The sequence below is a fragment of the Saccharothrix deserti genome (genome assembly GCF_009769385.1).
Lineage (GTDB): Bacteria > Actinomycetota > Actinomycetes > Mycobacteriales > Pseudonocardiaceae > Actinosynnema > Actinosynnema deserti.
This window is the reverse complement of sequence record NZ_VKAB01000024.1, coordinates 29,565-43,279: the sequence shown is the minus strand read 5'-3', so window position 1 is coordinate 43,279 and position 13,715 is coordinate 29,565. Positions and strand designations below refer to the sequence as shown.

Sequence of the window (13,715 nt, the reverse complement as noted above, 5' to 3'; positions counted from 1 at the left end):
AGGACACCGTGAACCGATCTCCAGTCCACCACCTGGCCCGACGGACCTTCCTCACCGGACTGCTCGCCGCCGGCGGCCTGGCCGTGCTGGAACCGGCGCCCGCCGCCGCGGCGGGCGCACCTGCCGAAGCCCGCCCCGGCCCCACGCGGTTCGGCATCGTCGAAACCCACGTCATCGAGGGGTCCGCGGCATCGGCCGCGCTCCTCTCCGGCCCGGCGGCCACCCTCCTGCTGCACGTCGCCCGCAGGTTCCACTACGAGATCGCGGCGCTCGGGCCGGGCGACGCGGTCGGCTCGGCGGACGGCACCGCGCTCGTGATCCGCCCCGGTGCGTACCCGCGCGGCGCCACGGGCTGCCTCTTCCCGCACGAAGTGGCAGTCGTCCGGGACATCCTGGCCGACTGCGGCGGCGCCGTGCGGTGGGGCGGCGACGACCGGGACACGCCGTGGGAAGGGCACTTCCGCGTCGACGCCCGGCCGGACACCGCACTCGCCGCCGCCGCGGCACGCGGACCGATCAAATCTCTGGAAAGAGGGAGACCATGGGAATGACATCACGCGTCGTGGCACGCGTCTGCGCAGCACTGCTGATCGCCGGGGCGTCGCTGGTGGGGGCGACCGGCACGGCTTCGGCGGCGGAGGTGTTCCAGACGTTCCGCAACGTCCACAGCGGTCTGTGCCTGGACGACAGCAGGGAATTCAGCGTGCGCACCTTCCACTGCAACGGAACCAACTACCAGAGGTGGGGGGTCACCGTGTGGAACGACGGCACCCGGCAATTGCGCAACGTGGCCACGAACAGGTGCCTCGGGGCGAGGAAGTACGGAGCCGGCGGTGTCCTGACGTCCGGGGCGTGCGGGCCGTCGAGTGTCATGAGCTGGTACGTCCGCCGCGCGCCCAACGGGATCTGGTTCGAGAGCCAGGAGGTCCATGCCGACTGCCTGGTGGACGACGGCGGCGACTACGCGGGCGGGAACTACGTCGGCCTCACGTCGTGCATCGGTGGCCACTACCCGACCGACATCGCGTGGGGGTGACCGAACCGGGTATGTCCCGGCGGGTCGGGGTGTCGAGCGGGTGACGAACCCGCTCGGCGGCCTCGACCCGCTACCACGCCCGGGTGTCCCCGTCGAGCGCGTCGAGTTGTCGCCGCACCCGTTCGGCGTCGGCATCGCGGCCCTGTTGTCGGTACAGCTCAAGGGCTTCCTGCCACACCGCGCGGGCCTGCTCGCGCTCGCCGAGGGCGGCGTAGGGGTGGCCGAGGCTTTTGAGCGTGTCCGTGGCCTGGTCGGTGTTGCCGTGGTCGCGGCGCAGGATGAGCGCCTGTCCGTAGTGCTCGACGGCCTGGCGGTGATGGCCGGTGTGGTGGTCGATGTAGCCCAGGCTGTCCAGGGTGGCCGCCTCGCCTTCGGGGTCGCGGTGGCGGCGGTGCAGGGTGAGGGCGGCTCGGCAGTGGACACGGGCGGTGTCGTAGTCGCCCAGGCGGGCGTTGAGCCAGCCCACCGAGTTGAGCGTGATGGCTTCGAACACCGGCCGGTCGAGTTCCCGGAAGAGGGCCAGGGCGCGTTGGGCGTGCTCCAAGGCCTGCTGGTCGTCCCCGTGCCGGGTCCAGGCCAGCGCGAGGTCGTGGTGGGTGTGGGCCTGTTCGGTGGTGTCGCGGTGGTACTGGGCCAGAGCCAGGGCCTGGTGCAGGTGCCCGGTCGCCTCGTCGTGGCGTTCCAGCCGGGAGTAGGCGATACCGAGGCCCCGGTGAGCGCGGATGTGGACGGCGGGGGCGGACAGGTGGGCGGCGGCGTCCACGGCGGCCTGCCACACGGCCACGTCGTCGTGGCGATGCCCCCGTCGGACGTGGAAGGTGGTCAGTGCCCAGGCCAGCGGCCACACGAGGTGGTGCCACCGGTGGGTGGCGGCGAGGTGCTGCGCGGCCAGCAGGTTGGCGTGCTCGGTGTCCAGCCAGGCCAACGCCGCCGAGACGTCGACCAGCGGGTGCGGTCGGGTGCCGGGTGCGGTCGGATCAGGCGGCGGGAACGTGCTGTGGGGGTTCAAGAGGCGGTCGGCGGCGTAGCTCGTGTGGACGTAGAAGTCCACCACTCGCCGCAGTGCCGGCTCCCGCACGTGCTCGGCCAGGTCGTGCTGGGCCGCGGCGGTGGCGTAGCCGCGGATCAGGTCGTGCATGGTGTAGCGGCCGTGGGCGTCCCGGGTGAGCAGGGAGGCGTCCTCCAGGGTGCGCAGTGCCTTGCGTGCCTGTGGGAGGGGCAGGGCGGTGAGGGAGGCGGCGGCGGGAAGTCCGATGTCGGGTCCGGGGGCGATGCCGAGCAGGGCGAACACCTGCCGCAGCTCCGGGGTCAGCGCTCGGTGTGACCAGGACAGCACCGCGGGCAGGCTGGCGGTCGGGTCTTCGTCGTCCAGCGCGTCCAAGCCCAGGTCGAGCAGTTCGGCGGCGACGGCGGCCAGGAGAAGGTGCGGACGGGTGTGGGCGTGTGCGGCGATGATGCTCAACGCCAGCGGGAACCCGCCGCACACCCGGACGAGTTTCTCCACCGCCGCGGGTTCGGCGTCGACCCGGCCGGTGCCGAGGCGGTCGGCCAGCAGGGCGCGGGCTTCGGAGTCGGTCAGGACGTCGAGGGACACGTGCTGCGCGCTGTGGCCGGTGATCAGGCCGGGAAGCCGGTTGCGGCTGGTCAGCACCACGGTGCAGGTGCGGCTGCCGGGCAGCAGCGGGGTGATCTGAGTGGTGTCGGCGGCGTTGTCCAGCACGATGAGCATCCGCTTGTCCGCCACCAGGCTGCGGAACAGCGCGGCCTGGGCGTGCGGTTCGACCGGGATCCGGCCCGGGTCGACGCCCAGGGCGTCGAGGAACCCGCGCACCGCCACCGCCGGCTCCATCGGCTCGCCTTCGGGGCTGAAGCCGCGCAGGTCCACGAACAGCTGCCCGTCCGGGAACCGGTCGGCGTGGCGGTGGGCCCAGTGCAACGCCAGCCACGTCTTGCCGATCCCGCCCGCGCCGCCGATGGCGGTGATGAGCACCGTGGTGGCCTCACCCGCGGTGTTCAACGCGGTGTCCAGGCGGTCCAGCGCATCGTGGCGACCGACGAACGGCGCGGGAGCGGCGGGCAGTTGGCGTGGCACCACGGTGTGCCCGTTCCCGCCGGGAGGTGCGGGCTCGGTCGTGGTCAGCGAGGCGTCGGCGGTGAGGATGCGCTGGTGCAGCTCCCGCAACGCCGGGCTGGGATCGGTTCCCAACTCCTCGGCCAGCCGCTGCCGGGCGTGTTGGTAGTGCTCTAGTGCGTCGGCTTGGCGTCCGCCGCGGTACAGGGCGAGCATCAGCAGCCCGGTCGGGCGTTCCCGCAGCGGGCGCTCGGCCACCAGCGCGCGCAATTGCGGTATCGCCTCGGCGTGGCGCCCGGAGTCGACCTCCGCGGCCAGGCAGTCCTCCAGCACCGCCAGCCGCTCCTCGACCAACGCCTGCTTGACCGATGCCAATCCCGGGACGTCGGCCAGCGGCTCGCCCCGCCACAGCTCCAACGCCCGGCGCAACAGCACCACCCGGTCGTCGGCGCCGCGCGCCCGCGCCACCAGCGCCCGGAACCGGTGGAGGTCCACCCGCTCCGGCTCCACCTCCAGCACGTAACCGGGCGGCCGGTGCGCCAAGCCGACCTCCGGGTCGACCGCCACCAGTTTCCGCAGCTCGGACACGCACTTCTGCACCACGTTGCGCGCCGTGCGCGGCACAGCGTCGTCGTCCCACAACGCGTCGACCAGTCGCTCCAGGGACACCACCCGGCCGGCCTCCGACACCAACACCGCCAGCAGGCACCGCTGCTGCGCGCTGCCGACCGCCAGCTGCCGGCCCCCGTGCCAGATCGTCACCGGACCCAGCACCCCGAACTCCACCCCCTCCCCGCGGACACCGGGATCACCGGATCCCACGGGGTGGCCGTGGGTCACCACGTCGGTGGGACGCGAGTGCTCGGGCAGAGCGGGTGTCTCGGCCGACATGCTCACGTGGCGATCTCCCTGAACGTCAAAACCACTGTGGTCGGGAGTCTGCCCGTCGCCGCCCCCAGGGGGCCGGTCACCCCGGGCAGGGGTTCGACCGGTCCAGGCCGAGCAGTTCGATCTCCGCCGCGGTCAACGCGTCGAGCGGACCGAGGTCGACTTCCTCGGTACCGGTCAGGTCCAGCACGAGCCGGCGCAGGCTGGGCAGCTCGGCCAGCTCCGCGACCTCGGCGGCGGTGAGCGGTCCGAGGACCGAGACCGTCTCCAGCGTGACCAGGCGTCGCACTCCGAGGAGCGACCTGGAGTGCGCGGGCGAGTCGACCACCAGCTCGGTCAACGGCAAGGAGTCGGGCAACGCGTGCAGCCCGTCCCGCAGGTGGGGGTGTTTGATCGTCAGCTTCCGCACCGCGGCCCCGTCGAGAGTGGCCAGGTCCGCCACCGGCCCGCCCGCGTACGGACGACCGAGGAGTCGCAGGTCGGTCACCGGCAGGTGGGCCAGCGCGGACAGGTCCTCCAGGGCGCTGTAGCCGGACACGATCAACGTTTCGAGCCGCCCGCAGCCGACGAGGCCGTCGAGCGACCGGCAGACCTCGTTGGCGCGGATCTCCAGACTGCGCAGGTCCGGCAGTTCGGCAAGGGGACGCAGCCCCGCCCTCATGTCGGCCAGTTGCAGGTCCCCGGCCACGAGCACGTGGCGGAGGGTCCGCAGGTGGCGCAACCCCCGCAGCATGTGCCAGCGGTGGACTTCGAGGACGCGGTCGCCGAAGTCGACCGGTCCGAGGTTGTCGGCGGCGTAGCGCTCGGAGTACTCGGTGTTGCGCCAGGCGCGGAGCAGCTCGTTGGTGACCGCGCCCCCGTAGGCGTGGGTGAACGCCTCGATGTCGCCCCAGCCGCCGATGATCGCCAGCACGCGGATCACGTACCTGGCGATCTCGGCCGGATCGGCGCCGGTCTCCGCCGCGAACTCGTCGACCTCGGCCGGACCGGGCAGCAGTTCGAGCACGAACGTCCCGGCCCGTGCCAGGAGTTCGGCCTCGTTGTAACTGCGCGGTGGAACCAGCTCCCGCACCGTGTTGATCACGTCGGCGCGCACGTGCTCGGGCTCGATGACGTCCACGTAGCCGAGCGAAGCCGCGGCGAGCAGGCGCAGCCGGTGCACCTCGGAGGTCGTCCTCTTCCGCTTGTCCGCCTTGGTCAGCAGGCCGCGCAGCAACTCGCCCGCTTCGTGCGCGCGGGCCTGCGCGGCGGCCATGAAGATCACCTCGTCCAGTTCCTTGCCGGCGTCGTGCGCGTTGTCCACGAGGTAGCCGAGCTCACCGGACTTGACGAAGTCGCCGGCGGCCAGGAAGTCGCGGAAGATGCGGTGCACGAACCGGATCTCGCCGTCGCCCTCGTCGTCGCGCAGCAGTCCGGTCCGCTCGACGAGGTGGCGCAGCACCTCGTGCGCGTCGAGGTCGGTGGACCGCAGGCCGGTCATCGCGCGTTCGATCCGCCGCACCGCCGCCGAACGGCTCACCACGTGCTCGCCGTTGCGGACCATCGGTGCGGCGAACCGTTCGAGCAGCACGACCTTCTCGTTGCCGGTCATCTGCAACTCGGTCTCGACCCGCACGCCGCGGCGCACGTCCCACTCGCCCAGCAGCAGTTCCAGTGCCCGGTAGAGCAGGTCCTTGCGGCTGTGCGGGAGGTACATGTTCTCCCGGCGGTAGAGCGCGCACAGCAGGGAGCACAACAGCGGGCTGGAGACGAGCCTCTGCACGTCCGGCCGGTTCTGGAGAGCACCCTTGAGCTTGCGCTCGCACCGCGACAGCCATTCGTGCGTCGATTGCGGCTCGCCCACGCGCACGGCGGCGAACCAGTTGCTCACCAGGTCGCGGATGCCCGGCCCGCTCAGCGGCATGACCTCGAACCGCATGAGACCCGGATCGCCGAGTTCGGTGGGCGCGAGCCAGGTGTCGTCGACCGCGGACGGCCGGGTCGTCACCACGTACCAGGCATCCGGGTAGTTCCGGAGCAACCCGCCCAGCCACGACCGCACTTCTTCACGCCGCTCCAGCAGCAGTTCGTCGATGCCGTCCACCAGGACGAGTGCCCGGCCCTCGTTGAGCAGGGAGGTGACCCAGCGCTCCGGCTTCTCACCCGCGAGCGCCGGCGTCGTAACCCGGACGAGGTCTTCGGCCAACGGCAGGTCACGGTCGGCGAACTGGCGCAGCGGCACGTAGAACGGCACCACGCCTTCCCAGAGGCTGTCGACATCCCCCTTCCGGGTGCTCTGTGCCGTCACGTGCGCGAGCCACTGCAAGAAGGTCGTCTTGCCCGCTCCGGCCCGGCCGAGCAGCAGGACCCGACGGGCCTCCGCGATCGTGTGCGCGCTGTTGACGCCCTGGCCGGTCAACGCCGTGTCGGCCTCGGAGCGCTGCCACCGGTCGATGGACGGCGGCGCGTAGAAGGAGGCGAAGTCGTGCTTGGTGGGACCGCGGCCCCGGTTGCCGACCTGGAACAGCTCGAACCGGGCGAACTGGTCGGCCACCTCGGCGAGGTACCGCTCCTCGAACCGCGCCCGTTCGTCCCGGGCCCGCCGTTCCGGCGCTTCGGCGAGGTCGTTCAGCGATGACCGGACCCCGGCGAGTCCGCCCAAAGTCCGCTTGACGTCCGAACCGATGTCGGCCAACCCCGCCGCCACGGCCGAACGCCAGATGCTGTTCACCTGCCGGGCGTGCTGGGCGATCTGCTCGCACGTCTCGAACAGCAGCCGCTGGTACGCCTGGGCTTCCGCCTCGCTCATCCCGGCGACCGAGGTCGCCGACACGAGCCTCCTCAGCCTGGCCGCATCGGTGACGTCCGCGGGCGCGAGCTGGGCCAGGCGGCCGATCGAGGAAGCGGTCAGCGTCTCCGCGGCGGCTTCCGCGGTGAGGGTCCACTCGGCATCGGTCAGGGTCGGGAACTCGATGCGCCGCAGCGCCGCCAAGTCCTCGACCGCGGCGGCGACCTGCCGATCGACGTTGCCGAGCCGCTGGTTGCGGCGCTCCAGGGCGCCGTCGACGACCCTGGTCAACACCCACTGGTGCAACGCGGAGAAGGTCGTACCGAGCACTGCGGTCAAAGGATCGGTCACCGTTACCCCCGGCTTGCACGCACCTGCGGCGATGTCACCAAAGTAGCGAAACCGGACCGGGCGCGGGCCGAGCTCACCGCCAAGATCCTCGGTTGCAAAGAGCTACGCCCGACTCGGTATCTGCCCGCCGGCGGGGCTGGTGGCCGCGCACTCCTCCGGCGGGCCCCCGTCCCAGCCCGCACAGGAGCGTTGACAGAGCGCCACCGTCTCGGATCAGCCGATCACTTCGGCCCGTAGGCCGCGTGCACCGATGGCGCCGCCAGTGCGGCCTCGGCGGCTTGACCAGCGTCGGGGCGAAGTACGAGGAGATCGGCGACACCGGTCTCCGTCAAGGGCCGCAAAGCGGCACGTCGGTCGACCGCCACGGCGAACCCGACACCCAGCGCCTCGGCCCGGTGGCGGGCCTCGATCAGCAACGACAGCCCGATCGACCCGAAGACCACCACGTCGTTGAGGTCCAGCACCAACGCCTTCGGCCGCTCCCGCAGGCGTTGGACGACCTCGGCGCGCACCTCGTCGCAGGTGTCGTTGTCGATCTCCCCCTCGACCTGGATGACCAGCGCACCGTGGCGCCGCTGCGTGCGCACCGTGACCGGTCCGCCGGTCTCAGCCTGACCACTCATGGGAATGTGCCTCCTGACACCACCGCACATCACCCTGCGGAACCGTGTCGGAACCGTGTCGACGTCCGGCGCCTCCACCGTCGCCTGCGGACGGGTCGGGCCGGACCCTGCAACAGGCCATCATGCCACGCGCTGACGGGCGTTCCCACTGACTGAATTGTCACCGACAGTGACATGGCCGATACAGTGCGACGCTCAGCGACTACACCTCCGCCCTGCCCGCGGAACTCGTCGGCACGATCGGGCACGATGGTGTTCGGCTCTGGCGCGACACGACGTCGAGGGAACCACGGCGGGTGATCGCGGCGTACGCGAGCGCGCTCAGCAGGCTCGCCAAGGCGAGTGCGATGCCCAGTGGCAGGCCCGGCGGGGCCCATGTGAGGCGCACCTCCCCCGCCTCGGCGTCGGCCGGGAGGTCGACGACCAGCAGGCCGGCGGGACCCTGGCGGGTCGTGAGGTGCGCGCCGTCGAGTTCGGCGCGGTAGCCCGGCCACGCCAGTCTGGCGAAGACCAGCGTGCCCGGTCGTCCGCGCGGTTTGGTGAACCGGACGTGCTCGTGCCGGTCGTCGGGTGACACGTCCCGGCCGACCTCGACCGTCGCGTGCGCCAACCTGCCCTCCGGCCACTCGATCGGCGCGATGCGGCGCAGCACGACCCGGGTGTCCGTCCGATCGGTCAGCTGCCACCCCGGTGGAGCGGCGACATCGGGCAGCACGTCGCGCTGCACGACGATGGTCTCCGCGCGCATCAGGTCGGCCAGGGTGCGGCCGTCGAGCTCGGTCGGCGTGAAGATCCGGCGCAGGCTGTCGGCGCACGTCGCGCCCTTGTAGTCCATGCAGGTCGCGGCGGCGAAGGCGCGGAACGACATGCCGGTGTACGAGCCGACCGACGCGTTGCCGGTGACCAGGCCGACGTTGCCGGGGTCGAGGGAACCGACCGGGAACGTCGTACCGCTTCCGCGAGCTTCGGCCCGCAGCACGCTCACGGACCGGGAGAACCCGTAGTCCGCCACGTCCCAGTTCCTCGGGAACCACGAGGTCTGCAGCGACAACGTCGCCGCCACACCGAGGACCAGCACGGCGCAGACGCCGCGCCCGGCGCGGGCGCGGAACACGGCCAGCGCGGTGCCGACCGCCAGCAGGCCCACCGACACCAGGTGCCGCTGCCACTGCCACGTCCCGGCCGCGAACGTCAGGTAGGCGGACAGCACGAGCACTCCCGCCGTCACCAGCACACGCCGCCGAACGTGGTCGAAGCGCAGCCCCGCCGTGAGCAGCACCGCGAACAGCACCCCGACGGCCAGGAACACGACCTGCACGTGACGCAGCGGGAAGCGGAACATCCAGGCGTTCGACGGGCCCAGCAGCAGCACCAGGTACACCAGGCCGACCGTGAACACGCTGACCAGACCGCGCCACCGCTGCCGCAGCAGCTCCCACCGCAACCACGGCAGCAGCGGCACCACGAACCAGGCGAAGTACACCCCGGGCACGGTCAGCCGCAGGTCGTCGGCGAACGTGCGGATCAACGGCAGGTGGCTCGGCACGCTCAGGTGCAGCAGGTCCGACAGCCTCGGCATGAGCAGCCCGTTGCTGGCGAAGCCCTGCCCCGCGCGGACGGTCACCTCCGAAGTGCCCAGCAACGGCAGGTAAACCAACGGCACGAGCAGTCCGACCAGCGCGCCGACCACCAGCAGGCGCACGAGGACCACCCGATCGCGGCGCAGCCACGTCTCGACCACCAGCCCCGCCAACACCACGCACACGCCCAGCAGGCCGTACGGGTTGCCCGATGTCACCGCGAGCGCACCGAACACGAACGGCCACAGTGGACTGCCGCCGCCGACCAGCCGCCTGGCCGCCCACCACGTGAACACCACCCACGTGAACGCCATGAGCCCCGACGCCCACGACGCGGCGTCGTAGTAGAGCGTGAACCCGCTGAACGGCAACGCGATCCCCACCGCCGCGGCCGGCCCGCGCCCCGTGCCGTACTCGCGGCACAGCAGGTACGTGCCCAGGGCCAGCAGCGCCAGGAACTCGCTCTTCACCACGAGCGCGGCGAGCGCGAGGTCGTCGAACGACGACACCAGCGCGTAGTTGGCCAGGTTGACCGGGTTCCAGATGCCGAACAACGCCTCGGCGGCGAGGTTGCCGCCCATCCAGTTGTCCGCCTCCAGCAGCAACGGCCACTGCCCGCTGGTCAACCGGCCGCCCAGGTGGTGCCACATGGGCAGGAACTGCGCCGCGCTGTCGTCCCACGCGTAGAACAGCCGGTTGCGCAGGAACGGGACCTGCGCGAGCAGCAGCACGGTGACGACCACGCCGGCGGCCACCAGCGGACCGGGGAACGACCTGCGGACGAGCGTGGTCATGCGGTGCGTTCCCCAATGCCTGACGGGTGGCGGGTGTGCGTCGAACGCCCGACGAGCACGAACTGCGCCACGATGAACGTGCACGGGATCGCCGCCGCCGACGCGAGCAGCGGCGCGACCCGCTGGTCCACGTCGAGCCAGGAGACCAGCAGGTACAGCCCGCCGGTGCTCACCACGAGGTTCGTCGCGTTCGACAGCGGGAAGAGCAGGAACGTCCGCAGCGCCGGCCGGGTGCGGAAGGTGAAGTGGCAGTTGAGGAAATAGGACCCGACCATCGCCAGTCCGAACGCGACCGCGTGCGCCGCCAGGTACGGCGTGAAGGCGTGCAACACCAGGTACAAGCCGTAGTAGACAGCGGTGTTGAGCACTCCGACGAGCCCGAACCGGACGACGCGGCCGAGGCGATCGGTCACCGGGCGATCCCCTGTGCGAAGGGTTCGGCCACGACCTCTCCCACCTCGGGCCCCGACGGCAACGTCACCGGCGCGCGTCCCGTGCCGCCCGACTCCTTGACCAGGAAGTGCGGCCGGCGCTTCGTCTCGGCGTAGATGCGGCCGACGTACTCGCCGATCACCCCGAGGAACAGCAGTTGCAGACCGCCGAGCCCGAGGATGCCGCACATCACGGTGACGTAGCCCGGCACGTCCACACCGTGCCGCACCGCGCGCGCCACGACCCACGCGGCGTAGCCGAAAGCCACGGTCGTGACCAGGGCGCCCAGGTAGATCCCGAGGCGCAGCGGTCGGGAGTTGAACGACAGCACGCCGTCGATGCCGTAGTTGAGCAGCTTGCGCAGGCTCCAACTGCTGTCGCCCTGCCGGCGCTGGACGTTGTCGTAGTCGATCACGGCGGTGTCGAAGCCGATCCAGGCGAACAGGCCCTTGGAGAACCGGTTGTACTCGCCGAGCGACAGCAGCGCCTGCACCGCGCGCCTGCTGAGCAGCCGGAAGTCGCCCGCGCCGTTCTGCAGCGTCACGTCGACGACCTTGTTCACCAGCCGGTAGTAGAGCGTGGACACGAGCCTGCGCACCGGTCGCTCACCGCGTCGGCTGCGCCGGGCGACGACCTGGTCGTAGCCCCGGGCCGCCAGGTCCACCATCCGCGCCAGCAGTTCGGGCGGGTGCTGGAGGTCCGCGTCCATGAGCGCGACCACGTCGCCGTCGGCGTGCCGCAGACCGGCCAGCATCGACGCTTCCTTGCCGAAGTTGCGGCTCAGCGCCAGGTACTTGAACCGGGGGTCGCGTGCCGCGATGCGGCGCAGCACGGCGAGCGTCCCGTCCGCGCTGCCGTCGTCGACCAGCAGGACCTCGAAGTCCTCGCTCACGGTGGGCAGCACCCGCGTCAGCACGGCGTACAGATCCTCCAGCCCGCGCTCTTCGTTGAAGCACGGGATGACCAGCGAGATGCGCACAGACCCTCATCCGAAGGAGCCAAACGGCACGGGACGGCCGCGACTATGGCACGGCGGGCCGGTCCAACCCGCTCCCGTCGCGGGCGTGACACGGACTTCCACCCGATCGAGCGACACCCCAGCGCGTCGCCGTCTTCCACCGCTAACGTCCCGGCCGTCGAGACCGAAGGGAACCGGGAACAGCGGATGGCACGTGCACGACCCGTCGCCCTGCTCGTCGCGCTCGTGCTCGCGGCACTCGTGGCGTGCGGCGACCCGCCGGTGCCGCGCGCTTCGACGGATGTCGCGTTCCTCCAGGTGGTGGCGCACCACGACGACGACCTGCTGTTCATGAACCCGGACGTCCGGGACGGGGTCCGATCCGGGCGGCGGCTGATGACGGTGTTCCTCACCGCGGGCGAGTCGGACGTGCCCGATCCGGGCCGGTACTCGGCGTCGCGGCAGGCCGGCGCCCGCGCCGCCTACGCGCGGATGGCCGGGGTGGCCGACCGGTGGCAGGGGTCCGCGCTGCCGGTGGCGGACGGGCAACTGGTCGAGCGGTACGTCCTCGAAGCGCGCCCGCAGGTGCAGCTGGTGTTCCTGAACCTGCCGGACAACGCGAATCCCAGGGCCACCGGCGGCCGGCACGCGCTGATGCGGTTGTGGAACGACCGGAGCGGGTTGACGCGGGTGGACACCGTCGTGCCGACCGGCGGCCAGGTCGGCGTTCCGTCCAGCTACACCAGGGGTGCCCTGTTGCGGGTCCTCGTGGAGCTGATGGCCGCGTTCCAGCCGACGGTCCTGCGCACCCAGGACGGCCGTCCCGACCCGGTCCACTCGCCGCGGGGGTCCCGGTACTACCACCCCGACCACGTGACCGGCGCGTGGTTCGCGGAAGAGGCGGCGCGGATCCACTCGGCGTCGTCCACCGCGCCCCGGCTGGTGCGCGTCCGCTACCGCGACTACAACACCGACCAGGTGCCGGCCAACCTCGGCCCGGCCGAGCAGCAGGACAAGGTGGAGCACTTCGGCACGTACGCCCGCCATGACGACCAGATCGGCGGCCACCCCCTCTACGACCGGTGGTCCCGCCGCATGTACTACCGCTGGCCGCGCGGCACGTCGTGGGTCGGTCGTGCGGCCGACGGCCGGCTGCACGCGTTCGCGGTGGTCGACCGGCACGTCCTGGGCTGGCGGCAATCCGGTGACCGGTGGGAGGTCTTGGACGACCTCGACCCGCCCGGCGGTGCGCTCGCCACCGGTCTCGCGGTGGCCGCCGGCCCACGTGGGCTGACCGTGTGCGGGCGTCGGCTCGACACCGCCGAGATCACCTGCCACGACGACGACGGCTGGACCGGACTCGGCAGCCCCGACCACGCCGACCCGAGGGTCGGCACACCCGCGCTGGCCGCACGCGGCGACGGCAGGCTGGTCGCGTTCGTGCGGGACGCGACGGGCGGCATCAGCCGGGTCGACCAGGACGGCGACGGCGGTTGGGGCGACTGGACCCGGTTGGGAGGGTCGGACGTGCAGGACGGCCTCAGCGCCGTGACCGGGGAGGACGGGGAGGTCGAGGTCTTCGCCGCCACCACGACCGCCGTGGTGCACTGGGACGAGTCGGGCTGGGACCAGTCGTTCCCCCGGACCTCGCCGGCCGGACCACCGGTCGCGGTCACCGAACCCGACGGCTCGGTGACCGTGGTGCACCTCGTCGCGGACACCGGCGAGATCGCCGTCACGACCAGGCGCGACACGTGGTCACCCCCGGTGCTCCGGCCGGGCCCCGGCGGACCGGGCGGGCCGGCGGCGGTGTTCGCCAACGGCGCCGTGGCGGTCGTCGGCCGGGACGCCGCCGGCACCGCGACCGTCAACGCGACCGGCGGCTGGGTCGGCATCGGCGGCACGGTCCTGGACCACCCGGCCGCCGCCGTGGACGGGAACGGTCGCCTGGTGGTGCTGGCCATCGGGCCGGACGGCCGGCTGCACACCACGACCCAGGACGAGCGCGGGCAGTTCGCCCCGTGGCAGGCCGCACCTTGACCCGGACGTCCGGAGCAGGATCGCTGATCGACGATCAGGGATTGGGCGGGGTGTCGAAAGGCCCGCGCAGGACGCAGAACTCATTGCCCTCGGGATCGGCCGGCACCGCCCACCCACGGCCATCGGGCTGAACTGCCGACCACGGTGTCGATCATGACCGGAAGCCATGATCGAC

9 protein-coding genes and 1 pseudogene are annotated in these 13,715 nt (G+C 71.9%); 3 read left to right on the top strand and 7 right to left on the bottom strand.

What is annotated here, in order from left to right; all coding sequences use genetic code 11:
• Positions 1-8 precede the first annotated feature (8 nt).
• Together FM051_RS32575 and FM051_RS32570 are read left to right on the top strand one after the other, a co-directional pair.
• On the top strand, positions 9-551 hold the full coding sequence (locus tag FM051_RS32575) for a hypothetical protein (RefSeq protein ID WP_158850144.1): 543 nt from the start codon (positions 9-11) through the stop codon (positions 549-551).
• Positions 548-1,036, top strand: a complete 489-nt coding sequence (locus FM051_RS32570) for an RICIN domain-containing protein (protein ID WP_158850142.1) — start codon at positions 548-550, stop codon at positions 1,034-1,036. Before FM051_RS32575 ends, FM051_RS32570 begins: the two co-directional genes overlap by 4 nt.
• 70 nt (positions 1,037-1,106) lie before the next feature.
• Here the strand turns inward: FM051_RS32570 and FM051_RS32565 are convergent, their stop codons facing one another.
• From FM051_RS32565 to FM051_RS32540, 6 genes are all read right to left on the bottom strand, one after another.
• Entirely contained in the window at positions 1,107-3,998 is a 2,892-nt protein-coding gene (locus FM051_RS32565; protein ID WP_158850368.1) for an AfsR/SARP family transcriptional regulator, read from the bottom strand.
• Between the two features lie 76 nt (positions 3,999-4,074).
• Positions 4,075-7,113 (bottom strand): NACHT domain-containing protein, encoded by a 3,039-nt coding sequence (locus FM051_RS32560; protein ID WP_158850140.1) that lies wholly within the window; start codon positions 7,111-7,113, stop codon positions 4,075-4,077.
• 221 nt (positions 7,114-7,334) lie between these two features.
• Positions 7,335-7,736 (bottom strand): STAS domain-containing protein, encoded by a 402-nt coding sequence (locus tag FM051_RS32555; protein WP_158850138.1) that lies wholly within the window; start codon positions 7,734-7,736, stop codon positions 7,335-7,337.
• Between the two features lie 202 nt (positions 7,737-7,938).
• A complete protein-coding gene (locus FM051_RS32550) occupies positions 7,939-10,110 on the bottom strand; it encodes a hypothetical protein (protein WP_158850136.1) in 2,172 nt (723 codons plus the stop codon).
• Positions 10,107-10,523 carry a GtrA family protein gene (locus FM051_RS32545; protein WP_158850134.1) on the bottom strand — a complete coding sequence of 139 codons (417 nt, stop codon included), beginning with the start codon at positions 10,521-10,523 and terminating at the stop codon, positions 10,107-10,109. The genes FM051_RS32550 and FM051_RS32545 overlap by 4 nt, the downstream gene beginning before the upstream one ends.
• Positions 10,520-11,521, bottom strand: coding sequence for a glycosyltransferase family 2 protein (locus FM051_RS32540; protein WP_158850132.1), 1,002 nt, complete (start codon positions 11,519-11,521; stop codon positions 10,520-10,522). The genes FM051_RS32545 and FM051_RS32540 overlap by 4 nt, the downstream gene beginning before the upstream one ends.
• 186 nt (positions 11,522-11,707) lie before the next feature.
• Here FM051_RS32540 and FM051_RS32535 point away from each other — a divergent pair, with 186 nt between their 5' ends.
• Positions 11,708-13,540 carry a PIG-L family deacetylase gene (locus FM051_RS32535; RefSeq protein WP_158850130.1) on the top strand — a complete coding sequence of 611 codons (1,833 nt, stop codon included), beginning with the start codon at positions 11,708-11,710 and terminating at the stop codon, positions 13,538-13,540.
• Positions 13,541-13,574: 34 nt separating this feature from the next.
• On the opposite strand, the pseudogene FM051_RS54095 reads toward FM051_RS32535, so the two are convergent.
• Positions 13,575-13,667 (bottom strand): annotated as a pseudogene (locus FM051_RS54095) (VOC family protein); the annotation flags it as partial.
• Positions 13,668-13,715: the final 48 nt, after the last annotated feature.